The following is a 19,133-nucleotide window of genomic DNA, read 5'->3' as shown; positions in this document are numbered from 1 at the left end:
ATGAGCGTTGTGTTCGCCGTTGCTGTCTACTTCATGATCTGGTGGATCGTTCTTTTCGCCATTTTGCCTTTCGGGATTCACCGTAGCCAGGAGGAGGCTGGAGAAGTTCTGCCTGGATCTGAACCAAGTGCGCCTGAACGGCCGCGCTTTTTGCGGGTGATCATGCTGACGACGCTGGTCGCCACGTCCATCTTTGCCGGCTATTTCTGGCTTCGGAGCTCTGGTGTCACGCTGGCGGATATTTCTTTTCTGACGCCCCCCTCCATGCGCTGAGGGGATGCTTGTTGCAGCCTGCTTTGGGAGCAACTGAAGCTTTAGAACGAAAAAAAAGCAGGGCTTTCGCCCTGCTTTGCTGTGAGTTCCGCGTCTAACACCCCTCGTGCCTCGTCTAATCTTGCGATTTCGACGGGTCGGCTGCGAACCATAAAGATGCGCCGGAGGGGATCTTCCTCCCAAGACTCAGACCGCGATGCCTGTTAGATCGTAAGTTGTTTTCACAACGACCCTTTTTCTTATGTTTCAAGACAATAGACGATAGAATTTGGGTTGTCACCTATTTGTGCGCATACGCATACATTTTTTGCTTGCGTAAGAAAGTATCATCTTCGCTTTGGCTTCATTTACCTTTCGAGCGAAATTCCTGAAGGGATAAGCCCGCAAATAGTGGGATGCATATTTCTTTGCCAATGCGAAAGTCAGGACTTGTCTTTCAAGCTGCCTTGCGGTTTCACTGCGCTTCACAACGGCCTTCGCCCATATCAAGAGAGAATCCATGCGCCTATCCCGCTTTTTCCTGCCCATTTTGAAGGAAACCCCCAAGGAGGCGGAAATCGTATCGCACCGGCTGATGCTGCGCGCCGGCATGATCCGTCAGCAATCTGCCGGGATCTATTCCTGGCTACCGCTTGGCCTTCGGGTGCTGCGCAAGATCGAACGGATCGTGGAGGAGGAGCAGGCACGGGCAGGGGCGGTACAGTTGCTGATGCCGACGATCCAGTCTGCGGACCTGTGGCGCGAAAGTGGTCGGTATGATGCCTACGGCAAGGAAATGCTGCGCATTACCGACCGGCACGATCGCGACATGCTGTATGGTCCGACGAATGAGGAGATGATCACCGATATCTTCCGGTCTTCTGTTCGTTCCTATAAGGACCTGCCGCTGAACCTTTACCACATTCAGTGGAAGTTCCGCGATGAGGTGCGTCCCAGGTTCGGTGTGATGCGCGGGCGTGAGTTCCTGATGAAGGATGCCTATTCCTTCGATCTGTACCAGGAAAAGGCCGTTGAGTCCTACAACCGCATGTTCGTCGCCTATTTGCGGACCTATCGGCGCATGGGCCTGACAGCCATTCCAATGCGCGCCGAGACGGGCCCCATCGGCGGAGATCTCAGCCACGAGTTTATCGTTCTTGCCGAGACTGGAGAGAGCGCGGTTTTCTGTCATGCCGATTTCCTTGCCAAGGAGATCCCGGGCGAGGATGTTGATTTCGAAAGTGACCTCAGTCCGATTGTTGCTGATTGGACCTCAAACTACGCTGCGACTGAGGATGTCGTGGACATGGCTGAGTTCGAGGCGAGCGTTCCCGAAGACAAGCGAATTTCCGCCCGCGGTATCGAGGTCGGCCAGACGTTCTATTTCGGCACCAAATACTCCGAGCCTATGGGCGCGAAAGTTACCGGACCGGACGGCAAGGATGTACCGGTCCATATGGGGTCCTACGGTGTCGGCGTGTCGCGTCTTCTCGGTGCAATCATCGAGGCAAGCCACGATGACGACGGCATCATCTGGCCGGCATCCGTTGCCCCGTTCCATGTGGGTGTCGTCAACCTGAAGCCAGGTGACGATCTGACTGATGGCGCGTGCGAAGATCTCTATGCGAAGCTGGAAGCGGCCGGCATCGAGGTCCTCTATGACGACACGGATCAGCGTGCGGGAGCCAAGTTCGCAAGCATGGACTTGATCGGACTGCCATTCCAGGTCGTTGGCGGTCCTCGTGGTCTGAAAGACGGTCTCTTTGAGGTCAAAGACCGCCGCAGCGGTGAAAAAGAGATGCTGTCCCCAGAAGCCACGTTCAACAAGCTGACCGCGGCATTGACGGTTTGAGGCAGCTCGCCGATCCTCCCCGTTAGGATTCGCGGGGGCGGACAGCAGGTGGATGGCCCATGACGGCGCACACGAGCACAGAGTCTGAAACGGAAGCCAGCAGCGGCGCAGGCGGGACACGTCCCTTTGCGCCGTTCGAGTGGATGATCGCGGGGCGCTACCTGCGGTCCCGGCGGCGCGAGACATTCATTTCGGTGATTGCCGGATTTTCTTTCGCGGGCATCATGCTCGGCGTGGCCACATTGATCATTGTGATGGCGGTGATGAACGGCTTCCGATCCGAGTTGCTGAGCAAGATTCTTGGCATCAACGGTCATATGCTGGTGCAGCCGATCGACATGCCTCTGACCGACTACGATGCTGTCGCAGGGCGTCTGGAGACGATTCCCGGTGTTGTGAGTGCGATTCCCTTCGTTGAGGGGCAGGCGCTCGTATCTGGCCCGGCGGGCAATCTTGGTGGACTGGTGCGCGGGCTTTGGGAAGCAGATGTCCGTCGCATTCCGCTTGTTGCCGAGAATATTCGTGCCGGCTCCCTCGATGATTTCGATGCCGGCAAGGGGATCGCCCTTGGAACCCGTATGGCCCAGGAACTGGGGGTCAGCCTTGGCGACAATGTCACGATCATCTCGCCGCGCGGCAATGTCACGCCGATGGGGGTGACGCCGAGGGTGAAGGGGTATCCGGTCGCAGCCATCTTTGAAATCGGCATGAGTGAATACGATGGCACCTTCGTCTTCATGCCCATTGTCGAAGCGCAAGGATTCTTCCGCATGGACGGAAAGGCAACCGGCGTCGAAGTCTATGTCACCGACCCGGATCTCGTCGGCGGTATGCGGTCTCTGGTGGAGGAGGGCGCCGAACGCCCGACCTTTGTGACCGACTGGCGTCAAAGGAATGTAACTTTCTTCTCCGCGCTCGAGGTCGAGCGGAACGTGATGTTCATCATCCTCACGCTGATTGTCCTGGTCGCGGCGCTCAACATCATTTCCGGTTTGATCATGCTGGTGAAGGACAAGGGACGCGACATTGCTATCCTCCGCACCATGGGGGCGACGCGCGGCGCGATCATGCGGGTGTTCCTGATCACCGGCGCAAGCATCGGCTTTGTCGGGACGCTTGCCGGATTTGCCCTCGGTCTGGTCGTCTGTCTGAACATCGAAAGCATACGACAGGGCGTGTCCTGGCTCACGTCGACGGAGCTGTTTGATCCGACGCTTTATTTCCTGTCGCGGCTTCCGGCTGAAATCGACAGCGGTGAAACCATTACCGTGTTGGTGATGGCTCTTGTGCTGTCGCTGCTTGCAACGCTCTATCCGGCCTGGCGGGCGGCACGGCTCGATCCTGTTGAAGCCCTGAGGTACGAATGATGACCGAGCGGGGTGCGACCATGGAACAGAGCGCGGTAGAGACAGCTCTTGCAAGCACGGCGCTTGCGCTCGTGGATGTCACACGCAGTTTCTCCGAAGGCGACCGGGAACTGCATATCCTGCGCGGCGTGAATTTTGCGATCCAACCGGGAGAAATGGTTGCTCTCGTCGCGCCGTCCGGGACGGGCAAGTCGACGCTGCTTCATATCGCGGGCCTGCTGGAGCATCCGGATAGTGGTGACGTCTATGTCGGTGGGGTCAATTGCGCTGAACTCGATGATGAGGCACGCACAGCGATCCGTCGCAACGACGTTGGCTTTGTCTACCAGTTTCATCATTTGTTGCCCGAGTTCACTGCCCTTGAGAACATCATGATGCCGCAGATGATTGCCGGGCTTGCTAAGAACGAAGCTGCTGTGCGAGCGCAGGAGCTGCTCGACTACATGCGTATGGGGCCACGCAGCAGTCACAGGCCATCGGAACTGTCGGGTGGTGAGCAGCAGCGCGTGGCAGTTGCCAGAGCAGTTGCCAATGCGCCGCGGGTTCTGCTTCTGGACGAGCCGACCGGCAATCTCGACCCGGAGACGGCGCACTACGTTTTTGAAGCTCTCCAGGCCCTGGTACGGGCTTCGGGCGTTGCGACGCTCTTCGCGACCCATAACATGGAGATCGCCGGCCGTATGGATCGCTGCGTGACTCTCAAAGACGGGCACATCATCCCACTGGCCCTCTAGGCCCCAGCGCTGACGTTCAATTCGCCCAGTTTACCGCGAACGGGTGTTCCAGCGGCAGGCAAGGCCGTCATTTCGCTGTGAGAACAAACCAAAAACAGGTGAGATTTCAGTGCGGTTGGCGAATTTTCTACAGTGAGAACAAAAAGGGCTTGCAATGAGAACATGAAGTGAACATAATTTCTCCCAGAGTGAAACTTTAACTCGTGTTGGAGAAACAAGATGTTCCACATGGCTCGCGATTTTGCTGCATTCGGTTCTATGGTTGCCTTCTGTGCGACATTGGTCGTCTGGGGTGACGTGCTCATGGCGATCAACTGACACTTGGCTTGATGTTTTACGGGCTAAACGTTGAGCGCTCGGCAGCGCGGGCGAGTGGCCTGCAGTGTACAACGGTGAAGACTCGTCTGCAGATGGCTGCGGCGGGTCGACAGGAACGACACAACACGGTTCACTTGACGGTGATTCTTGCAGATGAGGGAGGCGGTGTGCTTCCCGCCGTGTTTGGTGCGCCATGTCCAGCGAAATTCCTTCTTCCGATCAAAGCGGCGGTCTTGCCGGGGCGAGTGGTCCGGCTGAGGCCGCTGCCGAGCGCGTTGGTTATGTCCATCTGAGGGTGCATTCCGCACTTTCCCTGCTGGAAGGTGCTCTGCCGATCAAGAAGCTGCTTGATCTGGCGAAATCGGATGATCAGCCGGCTCTCGCCATCACGGACACGGGCAATCTTTTTGGCGCCCAGGAATTTTCCGCCAAAGCCTGGGGGGCGGGGATCCAGCCCATCATCGGTTGCCAGCTATCGGTTGCCTTTGGCGGTACGTCCGGGGGCGTGGACCTGCAGGGCGATCTCAATCTGTCCGATATTGTCGTCCTGGCCTGCTCGGAGGAGGGATACGAGAACCTGATGGAGCTTAGCTCCCGCGCGTTTCTCGATACGGACACGGGATTGAAGCCCCATGTGACCTCGGACTACCTCGCGGAAAAGTCAGGTGGTCTCATCCTGCTGACAGGCGGTGTGCATGGCCCGGTAGGACAGGCTCTGCTCGCCGGACGGAAGGATGATGCACGGACACGGCTGACATGGCTGTCTGATCAGTTCCCCGGCAGGTGCTACGTCGAGATCCAGCGCCATGGCATGGAGCCGGAGCGGCGCACTGAAAGTGATTTTCTGGAGCTTGCCTATGACCTTGGTCTGCCGCTGGTTGCGACCAATGAGGCGTTTTTCCCCGCAAGGGAGGACTATGAAGCTCACGATGCGCTGATCTGTATCTCCGAGGGGCGTGTCATTATTGAGGATGATCGCCGCCGGCTGACGCCGGAGCACTATTTCAAGTCCCGAGCGGAAATGCAGGAACTGTTCTCGGATTTGCCGGAAGCGGTGGCGTCTACGGTCGAGATTGCACAACGCTGTCACTACCGACCTTTGCGCCGTGATCCCATTCTTCCGAGATTTGCCGGCGCGGATGCAGATCCCGAAGAAGCGGTCCGTGTCGAGGCGGAGGAGCTCAAGCGGCAGGCACGTGAGGGCTTGCAGGCGCGGCTCGATGCCCATGGTTTGGCACCCGGGCTGGAGGAAAAGGACTACTGGGAGCGGCTCGACTATGAGCTGGGCATCATCGAGCGGATGAAGTTTCCCGGCTACTTTCTGATCGTTGCCGACTTCATCAAATGGGGCAAGGCTCAGGATATTCCGGTTGGTCCCGGCCGTGGCTCTGGTGCAGGGTCACTGGTCGCCTGGTCTTTGACCATCACCGATCTCGACCCCATGCGGTTCTCCCTGCTGTTCGAACGGTTCCTCAATCCGGAACGTGTATCGATGCCCGACTTTGACATCGACTTCTGTCAGAGCCGGCGGGAAGAGGTTATCCGCTATGTTCAGGAAAAATATGGCCGTCAGCAGGTGGCCCAGATCATCACATTCGGGTCCCTGCAGGCACGTGCGGTGCTGCGCGACGTGGGGCGCGTGTTGCAGATGCCCTATGGCCAGGTGGACAGGCTCTGCAAGCTGGTACCGGCCAATCCGGCAAACCCGGTGACTTTGGCCCAGGCGATCGAAGATGAGCCGAGGCTGCGTGAGGCGGCCCGTGAGGAAGAGATCGTCGACAAGCTGCTGACCATGGCGCAGAAGCTCGAGGGGCTTTATCGCCATGCTTCGACCCATGCCGCCGGCGTTGTCATCGGTGATCGGCCGCTTGAAAAGCTTGTGCCGCTTTATCGCGATCCGCGCTCGGACATGCCTGTTGCGCAGTTCAACATGAAGATGGTCGAAGATGCCGGCCTGGTGAAGTTCGACTTTCTTGGTCTGAAGACACTGACGGTGATTGATACGGCTGTAAAGTTGATCGAGCGGCGGGGCATCAAGGTCGATGTGGCCGCGCTGCCGATTGATGATGCGCCGAGCTACGAAATGTTGACCCGAGGCGAGACATTCGGTGTCTTCCAGCTGGAAAGTCAGGGCATGCGGCGTGCGGTTTCGGGCATGAAGCCGGACCGTTTCGAAGACATCATTGCGCTGGTGGCGCTCTATCGCCCCGGTCCCATGGAGAACATTCCCGTCTACAATGCGGTGAAGCATGGCGAGCAGGAGCCGGATTGCCTCCATCCCTTGCTCGAGCCGATCCTGATGGAGACCAACGGCATCATCGTCTACCAGGAACAGGTGATGCAGATCGCGCAGGTTCTGTCTGGCTATTCCCTCGGCGAGGCGGATCTTCTGCGCCGGGCCATGGGTAAGAAGATTGCCGCGGAGATGGAAGTCCAGCGCGCGCGCTTTGTCGACGGTGCCGTTGAGCGCGGTGTGAACAAGGCGCAAGCCGGATCGATCTTCGACCTTGTGGCAAAATTCGCGAACTACGGCTTCAACAAATCCCACGCGGCAGCCTATGCGCTGGTCTCCTATCATACAGCCTGGTTGAAGGCGAACCACCCGGTGGAATTCATGGCCGCGTCCATGACGCTTGATATGGGCAACACCGAAAAGCTTGGCGACTTCCGGCAGGAAGCCCGTCGGATGGGCATTGAGATCGTTCCGCCCTCGATCAACCGGTCCATGGTCGAATTCGATGTGCAGGACGGGAAGGTCGTCTATGCCATGGGTGCGATCAAGGGGGTCGGCGAACAGGCGGTCGAACATATCGTTGAGGTGCGCAGCCAGGGGGCGTTCAAGAGCTTGGGCGATTTTGCCCGCAGGATTTCGCCAAAGCAGCTGAACAAACGCACTCTGGAAAACCTTCTGGCGGCAGGTGCATTTGATGAGCTGGAGCCCAACAGGGCCCGCGTTCTGGAGGGGCTCGACAGGATCATGGGGCTGGCTCAGCGAACCGAAGAGAACAAGACACTCGGGCAGGATGAGCTGTTTGGTGGTAGCGACAGCGAAGAGCCCTTGCAACTTCCCGATGTTGCGGGCTGGACGCCGGACGTGCGTTTGCAGCGTGAGCATGCGGCCATTGGCTTCTATCTCTCGGCGCACCCGCTTGATGAATATGACGAGTTGCTCGAGAAAATGCGGGTTCAGCCTTGGGCGAAATTTGCCGAAGCCGTGAAGAAGGGCGCTTCAGCAGGGCGGCTTGCCGGTACGGTCATTTCCAAGCAGGAACGCAAGACCAAGACCGGAAACAAGATGGGCATCGTCCGCTTTTCCGATGGCACGGGGCAATTCGAGGGGCTTCTCTTCAAGGAAAAGCTCGAGCAGTTCCGTGATGCCTTGGAGCCGGGGCGCTCCATGGTGATTCTGGTTGGCGCGGACATGCGCGATGACGAGCCTTCGATCCGGATCGAACAAGTCGACCCGATCGAGAAGGTGGCGGCGCGCGTCCAAAAGAGCATGCGCGTGTTTTTGCGCGACGACCGTCCGATCCAAAGCCTCGTGCGCCATCTCAATGTGCGCGGCGAGGGGGATGTGACGGTGGTTGTTCTGTTGGAAAACGGTGCGCGCGAAGTGGAGGTGAAGCTGCCAGGCCGGTTCCGTCTCTCACCGGAAATTGCCGGAGCGCTCAAGGCCGTACCCGGGGTGACGGATGTTCAGATGGCCTGACTCAGATCGTCTGGCTTCAGGCGCTTAAGACGCCGCAGGCCAGATGATTTCGAGGCGGATGCCGCCGGGCTCGGCGAACATCATGTGCATGCGTGGCCCGCTCGACAGTGGTTCGGGCTGAAACTCGATGACGACACCTGGCCAGCTGGAGACTTTTTCGGCCATGGCCATAAGAGCCGCTTGGCTCTCCACTTCGAGGGCGACATGGTGCAGGCCAATGTTGGACCTGCGGTCGAATGGCGTTTTCGAAGAATTCCGGTCTGCTTGCCAGAGCGTGAAACGGCAGGCGCCGTCAGTTACTGTCGTGCGCGGGTAGCTCTCATCGCGGTTTAGCAGGGTCCAGCCCAGGCAGTCGGTAAAGAACGTCGTGGTCTGGTCTAGATCAAGGACAGTGAGTCCCAAGTGGTTGATCCCGATTGTACCTGGCATGCATACTCCTGTTCCGCCGATGGCTGCTATTGAGTGGAAGATGCAATTGAAACGGGTGCTTGGCAACCGGAAGGGCGGGACACGCCGAACTTGCGTTGTTTGCCGCCTTCATGAAGGTGGTCGTCCCAAGATCTTGGGACGCTTTGAAAACACGCATGTTTTCTAGGCAAAAGGTCTTGAATTTATAGAAACTGCCGCTTATAAGGCGCGCATTCCACACGCAAGGGGCGGAAACCGAGCTTATCGGCCTTCCATCCGGTGACGATCTGGACTTGTCCAGCGTCCAAATCCTCTTGCGGAGGTCAAACCGGAAAACTCAGGAGTTCAGGGCCATGGCTTTGCCCGATATCAACATGCGTCAGCTTCTCGAAGCTGGTGTTCACTTTGGTCACCAGAAGCATCGTTGGAACCCGCGTATGGGTCAGTACATCTTTGGTGTACGCAACGATGTGCACATCATCGATCTGGCTCAGACCGTTCCGCTTATGCACCAAGCGCTGAAAGCTGTTAGCGACACTGTCGCAGGCGGTGGCCGCGTTCTGCTCGTTGGCACCAAGCGTCAGGCGCAGGAAGCTGTTGCTTCAAGCGCGCGCAACTCTGCGCAGTACTTCGTCAACGCTCGCTGGCTCGGCGGCATGCTGACCAACTGGAAGACCATCTCCCAGTCGATCCAGCGTCTTCGCAAGCTCGAAGAGACTCTCAATTCTGATGCAGCAAACGCTCTGACCAAGAAAGAGCGTCTGTTCATGGACCGCGAGCGCGAAAAGCTCGAGCGGAACCTTGGCGGTATCAAGGACATGGGCGGCATTCCGGACCTGATCTTCGTGATCGATACGAACCGTGAATCCATCGCCATTCAGGAAGCACGCCGTCTGGGTATCCCGGTCGCCGCGATTCTCGACAGCAACTCCAATCCGGAAGGCATCACCTATCCGGTGCCGGGCAACGACGATGCTGGTCGTGCAATTGCGCTTTACTGCGACCTGATTGCCCGCTCCGCCATCGACGGCATCTCCCGTGCACAGGGTGCTTCGGGCATGGACGTTGGTGCTGGTGAAGAAGCTCCGGTTGAAGAAGCTCTTGCTGAAGCTGCTGCTGAAGAAGTAGCTGCTGAAGCCGCTCCTGCAACGGAAGCTGCTGCAGAAGCTTGATTTTTTCCTGCCGCGGCGACGCGGCAGGTTCTTGTTAAATTCGCAGATGTTGGCGCCTTTTGTTGCGCTTTCGTCATACAGGTACGGTGCCAGTCGGCTAAACCGTATCTATCAATAACCCCCATCCACGAGGCAATCGATGAGCATTACCGCTGCGATGGTCAAAGAGCTCCGCGAAAAATCCGGCGCTGGCATGATGGACTGCAAGACCGCCCTGAAAGAATCGGGTGGCGACATGGAAGCAGCTGTTGATTGGCTGCGCACCAAGGGCCTTGCCAAGGCCGCCAAGAAGGCCGGCCGCGTTGCTGCCGAAGGTCTTGTCGGTGTTGCTGCTGAAGGCAGCAAGGCTGCAGTCATTGAGCTGAACTCAGAGACCGACTTTGTTGCACGTAACGAAGGCTTCCAGGAACTGGTGAAGAATGTTGCAAAGGTTGCCGTTGGCACCGATGGCGACCTCGAAGCCGTTTCTGACGCCGGCTACCCGGGTTCTGAAAAGAACGTCAAAGACAGCATCACAGATGCTATCGCGACGATCGGTGAGAACATGACCCTCCGCCGCACGGCAGTTCTGTCCGTGTCCGAGGGTGTTGTCGCGACTTATGTTCACGGCGCAGTCACTGAAGGTCTTGGAAAGATCGGCGTTCTGGTTGCTCTGGAATCTTCCGGAGACAAGGAAAAACTGAACGGTCTTGGCCGTCAGATCGCGATGCATATTGCTGCGACGAGCCCGCTCGCTCTCAGCACTGATGATCTCGACCCGGCTGTTGTTGACCGTGAGCGCTCGGTGTTCGTTGAGCAGGCTCGCGAATCCGGCAAGCCGGACAACATCATCGAAAAGATGGTCGAAGGCCGCATCCGCAAGTTCTATGAGGAAGTGACACTGGTCAAACAGTCCTTCGTCATCGACCCGGACAAGACGGTTGAACAGGCTGTTGAAGCTCTTGGCAAGGAGCTCGGCACAGAGGTCAAGCTCACAGGCTTTGTCCGCTTCGCCCTTGGCGAGGGTATCGAGAAAGAAGAGCAAGATTTTGCTGCAGAGGTGGCCGCGGCCACCGGGCAGTAAGCTTCCCAAGGGCGCCGGTTACGACCGGCGCCTTTTTTTTAGAAGGACCCACAAAGAGAAGGCCACGATATGAACAAGCCCCTGCGTTGGAAGCGAGTGCTCTTGAAACTCTCCGGTGAGGCGCTGATGGGATCCCAGCCATTTGGGATCGATCCGGCGATTGTCGAGAGAATTGCAAAGGAGATCGCAGACGCGGTTGCGCTTGGTGCGCAGGTGGGCATCGTGGTTGGCGGCGGAAACATCTTCCGCGGGGTTGCTGTGGCAGCCAAAGGCGGCAACCGCGTCACTGGCGACCACATGGGCATGCTTGCGACGATCATGAACTCCCTGACGATCGCTGATGCCCTTCGCCGGCTCAAGGTCCAGGCCCGTGTTCTTTCAGCGGTTTCGGTTCCCTCGATCTGCGAGACATTCAGCCAACGTGTGGCTGAACGGTATATGGAAGACGGCGACGTCATCGTCTTTGCCGGTGGAACGGGAAATCCCTTCTTCACAACGGATTCGGGCGCTGCTCTGCGTGCCGCAGAGATGCGCTGCGATGCCTTTTTGAAGGGTACTCAGGTGGATGGTGTCTATTCCGACGACCCCAAGACCAATCCGGATGCCGAGCGCTATGAGACACTCGGTTACGAAGAGGTGATCCAGCGTAATCTGAAGGTCATGGACACCACCGCGATTGCACTTGCGCGTGACAATTCGATCCCCGTCATTGTCTTTTCCATTCACAGTCCCGGTTCGCTTGTGAACGTTCTTCAGGAGAGCGGCCGGTATACTGTTGTTGGCGATTGATTCTTTTGCCAATATCCGCGGCACAGGGCCTTGTGTTTCGATGCAAGTGTGCGATCTTTGCCGCGGCCGAGACACAGTAAGCCAACAAAGCAAGAATTAAGTGAGGAAGTTATGCCGGTAGAAGGTATAGACCAGGACGATCTCAAGCGCCGGATGCAGGGCGCGTTGTCGGTGCTCAAGACAGAGTTTGCCGGCCTGCGGACCGGCCGTGCCTCATCCAGCATGATGGACCCGATCATGGTGAGCGCCTATGGCCAGGCGATGCCGATCAGCCAAGTCGCGACCGTCAGCGTTCCAGAGCCACGCATGCTTGCCGTTCAAGTGTGGGACAAGGGCATGGTTGCTGCTGTCGAGAAAGCGATCCGCGAATCCAACCTTGGTCTCAATCCTGTCGTGGATGGCCAGCTGTTGCGCTTGCCGATCCCGGAACTGAACCAGGAACGCCGTCAGGAATTGATCAAGATTGCTCACAAATATGCCGAGCAGGCCAAGGTCTCGATCCGCCACGTCCGCCGCGACGGCATGGACACGGCGAAGAAACTCGAGAAAGATGGTGATATCAGCCAGGATGATGGCCGTGTCGCATCCGACGAGATTCAAAAGCTGACCGACAGCATGATCGCGGAAGCAGATACGATGCTTGAAAAGAAAGAGCAGGAAATCTCCCAAGTCTAAGCTGAACAATCAATCTGGCCAGGTCGGGAAAGGTATTCTAGACCCAGCCACTCGGGGGGACTTTATGACTGCAAATCCGGATCCGGCCGACAGCATGTTTCCCTTGCCAGATGGCAAGGCCGCACCGGTGCGTCATGTCGGTCTGATCATGGATGGCAATGGCCGATGGGCCCAGGCGCGCGGTCTCTCCCGTTCAGATGGCCACCGTCATGGCCTAGATTCCTTGCGCCGAATGATCCGCCACGCGGTTCGGATCGGCCTTGAATATGTGACGATCTACAGCTTTTCCTCTGAAAACTGGAATAGGCCTGAGACGGAAGTGAGCTTTCTCATGTCACTTCTGCGCCGTTTTGTTCAGAGAGACCTTTCGGAAATTCACCAGGCCAATGTTCGGATACGGGTGATTGGCGACCGTGAAGGGCTCGAGCCCGGCATTCGCCAACTGCTTGTTGACGCCGAGCAGCTGACGCGAACAAACTCGGGGATGACTCTGGTCGTTGCGTTCAATTATGGCGCGCGCGATGAAATTACGCGAGCTGTCCGGTCGATTGCGCGGGACGTGGAAACTGGTGTTATTGAGCCTGACGCGGTGACGCCAGAGCTTATTGGCGACCGCCTTGATACTTCCGGCATGCCAGATCCTGATCTGATCATTCGAACCAGCGGTGAAATGCGGCTTTCCAACTTCCTCATGTGGCAGGCGGCGTATTCGGAATTCTATTTCTGTGAGTGTCATTGGCCAGACTTTGATGAAGTGGCCTTTGACAAGGCGCTCGCCGATTACAGCAGCCGTGAGCGCCGTTTTGGCGGGCTCAGCGCCAAAGCGCTCTGAATGTCTGAGCCTCTTCAAAAGCCTGACGGCGGATCCCGGATGTCTGATCTCAAGCTGAGGATTATCTCCGCTGCGATACTCGGGCCTGCGGTGCTGGCACTTGCCTATGTTGGTGGTCTTTGGTTTTTTGCGCTTGTTCTTGTGGCTGCGGTTCTGTTCCAGCATGAGTGGTTTTCGATCACCGGCACATCCGACAAAAGCGCTTCCGCGGCGATTGGATACACGGCGCTATGCGCAGCGTGCGCTTCTTACGCCTTGAGCTATCCAATCCTTGCGATTGTTTTTGTCGGCGGCGGAGCACTTGCTGTCTATTTGGTTGGTGGCCTGAGCCAACCTGCGCGGTGGGGCGCCGAAGGTATCATTTATTCGGGGCTGGCCTTGCTGTCCCTCATGGCCTCTCGCCTGGGCGATATCGGCCTCGTTTTCGTTTTCTTCCTGTTGATCGTTGTTTGGGCCACGGACATCTGCGCCTACTTCGTTGGCCGTTTTCTCGGTGGACCGAAGCTATGGAGACGTGTTTCGCCGAACAAGACCTGGTCGGGAGCGCTCGGTGGACTGTCTTTCGCTGTTCTATTTGGCGTTGGATTCGTCGCTGCAGTCGGACAAGTGGATCTTTTGCGCTGGGGTGGGCTCGCGGTTGTTCTTTCCATTGTCTCCCAGGCAGGGGATCTCTTGGAATCCGCAATCAAGAGGCGCTTTGATGTCAAGGATTCCAGCCGCCTGATACCTGGACATGGCGGCATCATGGACCGTGTTGACGGTCTTGTGGCGGCCGCGATCATGGCCGCTGCCCTTGGACTTGTCTTCGGCGGTGACCCGGTCAACCCGATTTTGGGTTTGGATCTGAGCTAACTCCGCTCCGATATCGTCGCTAAACCAGAAAGCAAACAAGGTGGATATGTCTGCAAACTCTGAGAGATGGCCCCATGGGGCTTCGGGCAGACGGATGCGGCTGAGCGTTCTGGGCGCGACGGGATCCGTCGGTCGCAGCACGCTTGATATCGTGGCGCGCAATCCCGACCGCTTTGACGTCGTCTCCCTCGTGGCCAACTCGGATGTTGCAGGTCTGGCGGAGTTGGCCCGAAAGGTGGGGGCTGATTGCGCGGTTCTTGCCAGATCCGACAAGAGCGCGGCGCTGGCCGATGCATTGGCCGGAAGCGGTATTGATTGCGCTGCAGGAGAGGACGCTGTTCTCGAGGCCGTGGACCGTCCCGTGGACATGGTCGTGGCTGCCATCGTTGGAGCCGCGGGTCTGCGACCTACGCTGCGGGCAATGAAGTCCAGCCGAGCTGTCGCTCTTGCCAACAAGGAGTGCCTCGTTTCCGCTGGTGATCTTTTCATGTCAGAGGCGCGACGTAGCGAAACGACTGTTCTTCCCGTCGACAGTGAACACAGCGCTATTTTCCAGGTTTTCGAGCAAGAGAATGCGGATCAGGTTGAGAAAGTGATTCTGACTGCGTCGGGCGGGCCATTTCGGATGGCGTCGAAAGCTGCGATGGTTGGTGTCACGCCGGAGCAGGCTCTCAGGCACCCGAATTGGGACATGGGAAGCCGCATTACGATCGACAGTGCCACGATGATGAACAAGGGTTTTGAGGTGATCGAAGCCTTTCACCTCTTTCCCCTGGCTCAGGATCAGCTGGACGTGCTCGTGCATCCGCAATCCGTTGTTCATGGTCTGGTGCAATATCGGGATGGCTCATTGCTAGCGCAGCTGGGGTCGCCGGACATGCGCACGCCAATCGCACATTGTCTGGCCTGGCCACACCGCATGGATGTTCCCGTGGAGAGGCTGGACCTTGCGCGGATTGGCGAGCTGTCATTCGAGGCACCGGACCTTGACCGATTCCCGTCACTCGCACTTTCGCTACAGGCAATGAGGCGCGGCGGCGGCGCGACGACCATCCTGAATGCAGCGGACGAGGTGGCCGTTGCCGCCTTTTTGAACCGGCGGATCGGTTTCATGGATATTCCATCCGCGGTCGAAGCGTCGCTTGAAAGGCTGGATGCTTCTCACGGGGGGAGGGCCCTTGAAGGAGTTGAGGACGTTCTGGCCGTCGACGAAGAAGCGCGGGACGCCTGCAAGAGATGGGTTGCATCTCGCTAACCAATAGGGTCGAAATCGGACAGGGCTTCAAAAATCGGTGTTGTCCTTTAACCTGCCTTAATTGCACAGCGTATATCCTGTAAGAATACAGGATCAAACGAGCCTGAAACGGGACCTCATAATGGAATTGATTTCGTCGGCTTACGACCTCCTGATCGGCTATATCGTGCCGTTCCTCTTCGTTTTGACCATCGTGGTTTTCTTCCATGAGCTCGGGCACTTCCTCGTTGCACGCTGGTGTGGCGTCAATGTCGATGCATTTTCGGTCGGTTTCGGGCGTGAGATCTTTGGCTGGAACGACAGCAAGGGAACGCGCTGGAAACTCTCGATGATCCCGCTCGGTGGCTATGTGAAGTTCGCCGGAGACGAAAATGCAGCGAGCGTTCCTGATCGCGAGCGCGTTGCAGCGATGAGTGACTCCGAACGGGCAGGGGCGTTCGTCGCCAAGCCGGTCTGGCAGCGCGCCGCAGTGGTTGCCGCTGGTCCGATTGCAAATTTCATCCTGGCGGTTGTCATCTTTGCATCGATCTTCATGACCTTCGGCAAGATCGTTACCTCTCCCGTCGTTGAAACCGTTCAGCCGGACAGTGCAGCAGAGGTTGGCGGGCTGCAGGCCGAAGATCTGATCCTGTCGGTCGACGGGCGTGAGATCGCCACGTTCTCCGATCTGCAGCGGATTGTTTCTGTAAGCGCGGATGTTCCTCTATTGCTTGAGGTTGAGCGCGGTACGAGCGTCGTCACGCTTACTGTTACGCCGCAATACCGGGAATTGACCGACCGTTTCGGGAATGTTCAACGTCTTGGTCTTTTGGGAGTTTCACGCAGTCCCAAGCCGGAGGATCTCATTCAGCAGACTTATGGCCCCTTGGAGGCCGTTGCTGAGGGAACGCATGAAACAATCTATATCGCCGGGCGGACACTCGATTATCTGTGGGGCGTTCTTTCCGGCCGGGAAGCGGCTGATCAGCTCGGTGGACCGATTCGGGTCGCGCAGGTTTCCGGACAGGTCGCCACACAGGGCATAATTCCCTTGCTGAGCCTTGCGGCGGTCCTGTCGATCTCCATCGGACTTTTGAATCTGATGCCCATCCCGATGCTCGATGGCGGACATCTGGTCTATTATTTTGCCGAAGCTGTCCGAGGAAAGCCTTTGAGCGAGGGTGTCCAGGATATGGGGTTTCGTATTGGCATCGGTATCGTTCTTCTGTTGATGGTCTTTGCGACCTGGAACGATGTCATGCATCTGACGAAGCTTTAAACAATGAATTAGCGTGGGGAATTGGGGCGTGGCATCCTCGCAACGCCTTCAATTGAAATCGATTTTCGGCCATGAGCCCGGTTGCACATTCGGTAAAAGACTGTAAAACCATTTCAGTTGCTGAGAATCTGGGGTTACCTCTGCGCTTTGGCGCATTGGATTTAAAAACATAAAGGCATAGCGCACTAATGCAGCGATTGCAGAAACTCACTCGCGCCGTTGTTCTAGCGGCCGCCGTATTTTCTACGGGCGCGATTCTTCCCGAGACCTTTGGTCCGTTTTCCTCTGTGACGGCAGAAGCTGCTGTCGCCCGGAGTGTTGTGGTTCGCGGAAACACGCGTATCGAGGAGGAGACCGTCCTCAGCTACATGACGATCCAGCCTGGCCGCTCCTACAGCGCCGCGGACGTTGATGAGTCGCTGAAGGCGCTTTTTGCGACAGGCCTTTTTGCCGACGTGAAAATTTCGCCCCAGGGCGGAACTGTCGTTGTGACAATCACCGAGAACCCGATCATCAATCGCGTTTCCTTCGAAGGAAACAAGAAGCTCAAGGATGATGCGCTCAAGACCGCTGTGCGCTCGACTGAAAGGTCGATGCTGACGAGTGCCAAGGTTCAGACGGACGTTCAGAACATCCTTGAAGCCTATCGCCGTTCCGGTCGCTACGGCGCTTCCGTTGACCCCAAGATCATTGATCGCAGTAACAATCGTGTCGATCTGGTCTTTGAAATCAATGAAGGCGACAAGACTGGCGTCGAGCGGATCACCTTTATCGGCAATTCTTCATTCAGTGATGGTCGCCTGCGTGATGTGATCAGAACCCGTGAGAGCGGTCTTCTGAGCTGGCTGCGCAGCACAGATACATACGATCCTGATCGCCTGTCCGCTGACCAGGAGCTGCTGCGTCAGTACTATTTCAAAAAAGGCTACGCTGACTTCCGTATCGTTTCGGCCTCGGCTGATCTCGATCGCGAGCAGAACGTCTTTCACGTGACCTTTACGGTCGATGAGGGCGAAGAGTACACCATCAGCGATGTTGAGGTGGTCTCGTCGCTCGCAGAAGTCGACCCGGAAGCCCTGCGCTCTCAGGTGAGAACTCGCGCTGGACAGACCTTCAATTCGCTTCGCGTCGAGCAGAGCGTGGAAGACATTACGGTCAAGGTGGCTGAGAACGGTTACGCATTTGCCCAGGTTCGTCCTCGTGGTTCGCGTGACTACGAAAACAAGACGATCTCTCTGACCTACTACATCGAGGAAGGCCCGCGGGCTTATGTTGAGCGTATCAACATTATCGGCAACGACCGAACACGTGAATACGTCATTCGCCGTGAGTTTGATCTCGCTGAGGGTGATGCTTTCAACCGTGCGCTCGTCGACAAGGCTGAACGCCGTCTCAACAATCTAGGTTTCTTCGAGCGTGTGAGCATTACGACGGCTCAGGGCTCCGCGGCGGATCGTGTTGTGATCAATGTTCAGGTCGACGAGAAGCCGACTGGTGAAGTCTCCTTCGGTGTTGGCTACTCGACAACAGATGGTATTGTTGGCGATATCTCGATCACCGAGAAAAACTTCCTCGGTCGGGGGCAGTTCGTAAAAGTCGCCGTTGGCGGTGGTACAGATACACAGTCTTACGAGTTCGCCTTCGTCGAACCCTTCTTTATGGGGCGTCGTATCGCGCTTGACCTCGATGTGTACAAGAAGGTCACTGATGCAAACGACTACCGGTCCTATGACGAAGATAAGATCGGTGGCGGCTTTGGGTTCTCTCTTCCGCTTCGCGAGGAAGAACTGACACTTCGTCTTTACTACAAGATCTTCCAGTCAGAAATTTCAGATCCGGACAACTTGGCGACGGGACTTTCCGATTGTTCCAACAACTCCGATCTTTCTCCTGCGATCTGTGACTCCCTTGGGACGTATCTGACGTCCTTGGCCGGCTACACCCTTGTTCACAGCACGCTGAACAACAACCTGAACCCAACCGACGGTATCTATGCGTCCTTTGGTCAGGAGTTCGCTGGTCTCGGTGGCGACTCCTACTACATCAAGACCACTGCTGAAGCTCGTGCTTACAAGGAAATCCTTGCTGACTACGGTGTTGTTGGTAAAGCGAGCATCAAGGGTGGCCACATTACGGCGATCGGCGATGAGCGCCTCCGCGTTTCCGAGCAGTTCATGGTTGGTGGCAATATCATCCGCGGCTTTGAAAACCAGGGTATTGGTCCGCGCGATGCGACTACGGAAGATGCCATCGGTGGCACCATGTATGTCGCGGCGACTGTGGAGACGACCTTCCCGTTCCCTGCAATTCCTGACGAATTTGGACTGAGTGGTGCTGTTTTCGCAGACGCTGGCTCGCTTTGGGACGCTGATAGCGACCTTATCAACGCGGTCGGGTCAAACGGCGTTGTCTCGAATGACTTCGAACTACGTGCCTCGGTTGGTGCCGGTATTCGTTGGAACTCACCTTTCGGTCCTCTGCGTGCAGATTTCGCCTGGCCTGTTGTCAAGGATGATGCCGACAAGACGCAGCTCTTCCGTTTGAGCGGTGGCACTCGTTTCTAAGGCGTGAAAATTTGTGAGATAAGACGGCCGCCG

15 protein-coding genes are annotated in these 19,133 nt (G+C 57.2%); 14 read left to right on the top strand and 1 reads right to left on the bottom strand.

The features are described 5' to 3' along the window. The 5 genes from ABJZ52_RS09660 to dnaE all read left to right on the top strand — a co-directional run bounded on the left by ABJZ52_RS09660 (position 1) and on the right by dnaE (position 8,232). A complete protein-coding gene (locus ABJZ52_RS09660; RefSeq protein WP_348191272.1) occupies positions 1-273 on the top strand; it encodes a DUF1467 family protein in 273 nt (90 codons plus the stop codon). Between the two features lie 499 nt (positions 274-772). Continuing rightward, the gene (gene proS, locus ABJZ52_RS09655; protein ID WP_348191275.1) at positions 773-2,104 is read left to right on the top strand and encodes a proline--tRNA ligase; all 1,332 of its coding nucleotides are present in this window, start codon (positions 773-775) and stop codon (positions 2,102-2,104) included. Between the two features lie 59 nt (positions 2,105-2,163). Further along, on the top strand, positions 2,164-3,471 hold the full coding sequence (locus tag ABJZ52_RS09650; protein ID WP_348191277.1) for a lipoprotein-releasing ABC transporter permease subunit: 1,308 nt from the start codon (positions 2,164-2,166) through the stop codon (positions 3,469-3,471). Positions 3,472-3,491: 20 nt separating this feature from the next. Beyond that, positions 3,492-4,205, top strand: coding sequence for an ABC transporter ATP-binding protein (locus ABJZ52_RS09645; RefSeq protein ID WP_348191351.1), 714 nt, complete (start codon positions 3,492-3,494; stop codon positions 4,203-4,205). A gap of 511 nt (positions 4,206-4,716) precedes the next feature. Then, positions 4,717-8,232, top strand: coding sequence for a DNA polymerase III subunit alpha (gene dnaE, locus ABJZ52_RS09640; RefSeq protein ID WP_348191280.1), 3,516 nt, complete (start codon positions 4,717-4,719; stop codon positions 8,230-8,232). Between the two features lie 24 nt (positions 8,233-8,256). On the opposite strand, the gene ABJZ52_RS09635 is transcribed toward dnaE, so the two are convergent. Next, positions 8,257-8,661, bottom strand: a complete 405-nt coding sequence (locus ABJZ52_RS09635; protein WP_348191283.1) for a VOC family protein — start codon at positions 8,659-8,661, stop codon at positions 8,257-8,259. Positions 8,662-8,993: 332 nt separating this feature from the next. Here ABJZ52_RS09635 and rpsB point away from each other — a divergent pair, with 332 nt between their 5' ends. From rpsB to bamA, 9 genes are all read left to right on the top strand, one after another. Beyond that, positions 8,994-9,812 (top strand): 30S ribosomal protein S2, encoded by an 819-nt coding sequence (gene rpsB / locus ABJZ52_RS09630; protein ID WP_348191286.1) that lies wholly within the window; start codon positions 8,994-8,996, stop codon positions 9,810-9,812. A 139-nt stretch (positions 9,813-9,951) separates the two neighbouring features. After that, positions 9,952-10,875, top strand: coding sequence for a translation elongation factor Ts (gene tsf, locus ABJZ52_RS09625; protein ID WP_348191289.1), 924 nt, complete (start codon positions 9,952-9,954; stop codon positions 10,873-10,875). Positions 10,876-10,944: 69 nt separating this feature from the next. Continuing rightward, on the top strand, positions 10,945-11,664 hold the full coding sequence (gene pyrH / locus ABJZ52_RS09620; protein ID WP_348191292.1) for a UMP kinase: 720 nt from the start codon (positions 10,945-10,947) through the stop codon (positions 11,662-11,664). 111 nt (positions 11,665-11,775) lie between these two features. Continuing rightward, entirely contained in the window at positions 11,776-12,339 is a 564-nt protein-coding gene (gene frr / locus ABJZ52_RS09615) for a ribosome recycling factor (protein ID WP_348191294.1), read from the top strand. 94 nt (positions 12,340-12,433) lie between these two features. Then, on the top strand, positions 12,434-13,171 hold the full coding sequence (locus tag ABJZ52_RS09610; protein ID WP_348191353.1) for an isoprenyl transferase: 738 nt from the start codon (positions 12,434-12,436) through the stop codon (positions 13,169-13,171). A gap of 39 nt (positions 13,172-13,210) precedes the next feature. Then, entirely contained in the window at positions 13,211-14,023 is an 813-nt protein-coding gene (locus ABJZ52_RS09605) for a phosphatidate cytidylyltransferase (protein ID WP_348191297.1), read from the top strand. A 94-nt stretch (positions 14,024-14,117) separates the two neighbouring features. Next, complete coding sequence (dxr, locus tag ABJZ52_RS09600; protein WP_348191300.1) at positions 14,118-15,278, top strand: 1-deoxy-D-xylulose-5-phosphate reductoisomerase; 1,161 nt, start codon at positions 14,118-14,120, stop codon at positions 15,276-15,278. 121 nt (positions 15,279-15,399) lie between these two features. Further along, positions 15,400-16,536 carry an RIP metalloprotease RseP gene (gene rseP, locus ABJZ52_RS09595; RefSeq protein ID WP_348191303.1) on the top strand — a complete coding sequence of 379 codons (1,137 nt, stop codon included), beginning with the start codon at positions 15,400-15,402 and terminating at the stop codon, positions 16,534-16,536. Between the two features lie 188 nt (positions 16,537-16,724). After that, the gene (gene bamA, locus ABJZ52_RS09590; RefSeq protein WP_348191306.1) at positions 16,725-19,100 is read left to right on the top strand and encodes an outer membrane protein assembly factor BamA; all 2,376 of its coding nucleotides are present in this window, start codon (positions 16,725-16,727) and stop codon (positions 19,098-19,100) included. Positions 19,101-19,133 lie beyond the last annotated feature (33 nt).

This window comes from Roseibium sp. (genome assembly GCF_039982295.1).
Taxonomy (GTDB): Bacteria; Pseudomonadota; Alphaproteobacteria; order Rhizobiales; family Stappiaceae; genus Roseibium.
Note: the sequence above shows the minus strand (reverse complement) of the source record. Positions and strands in the feature narration are given on the sequence as shown.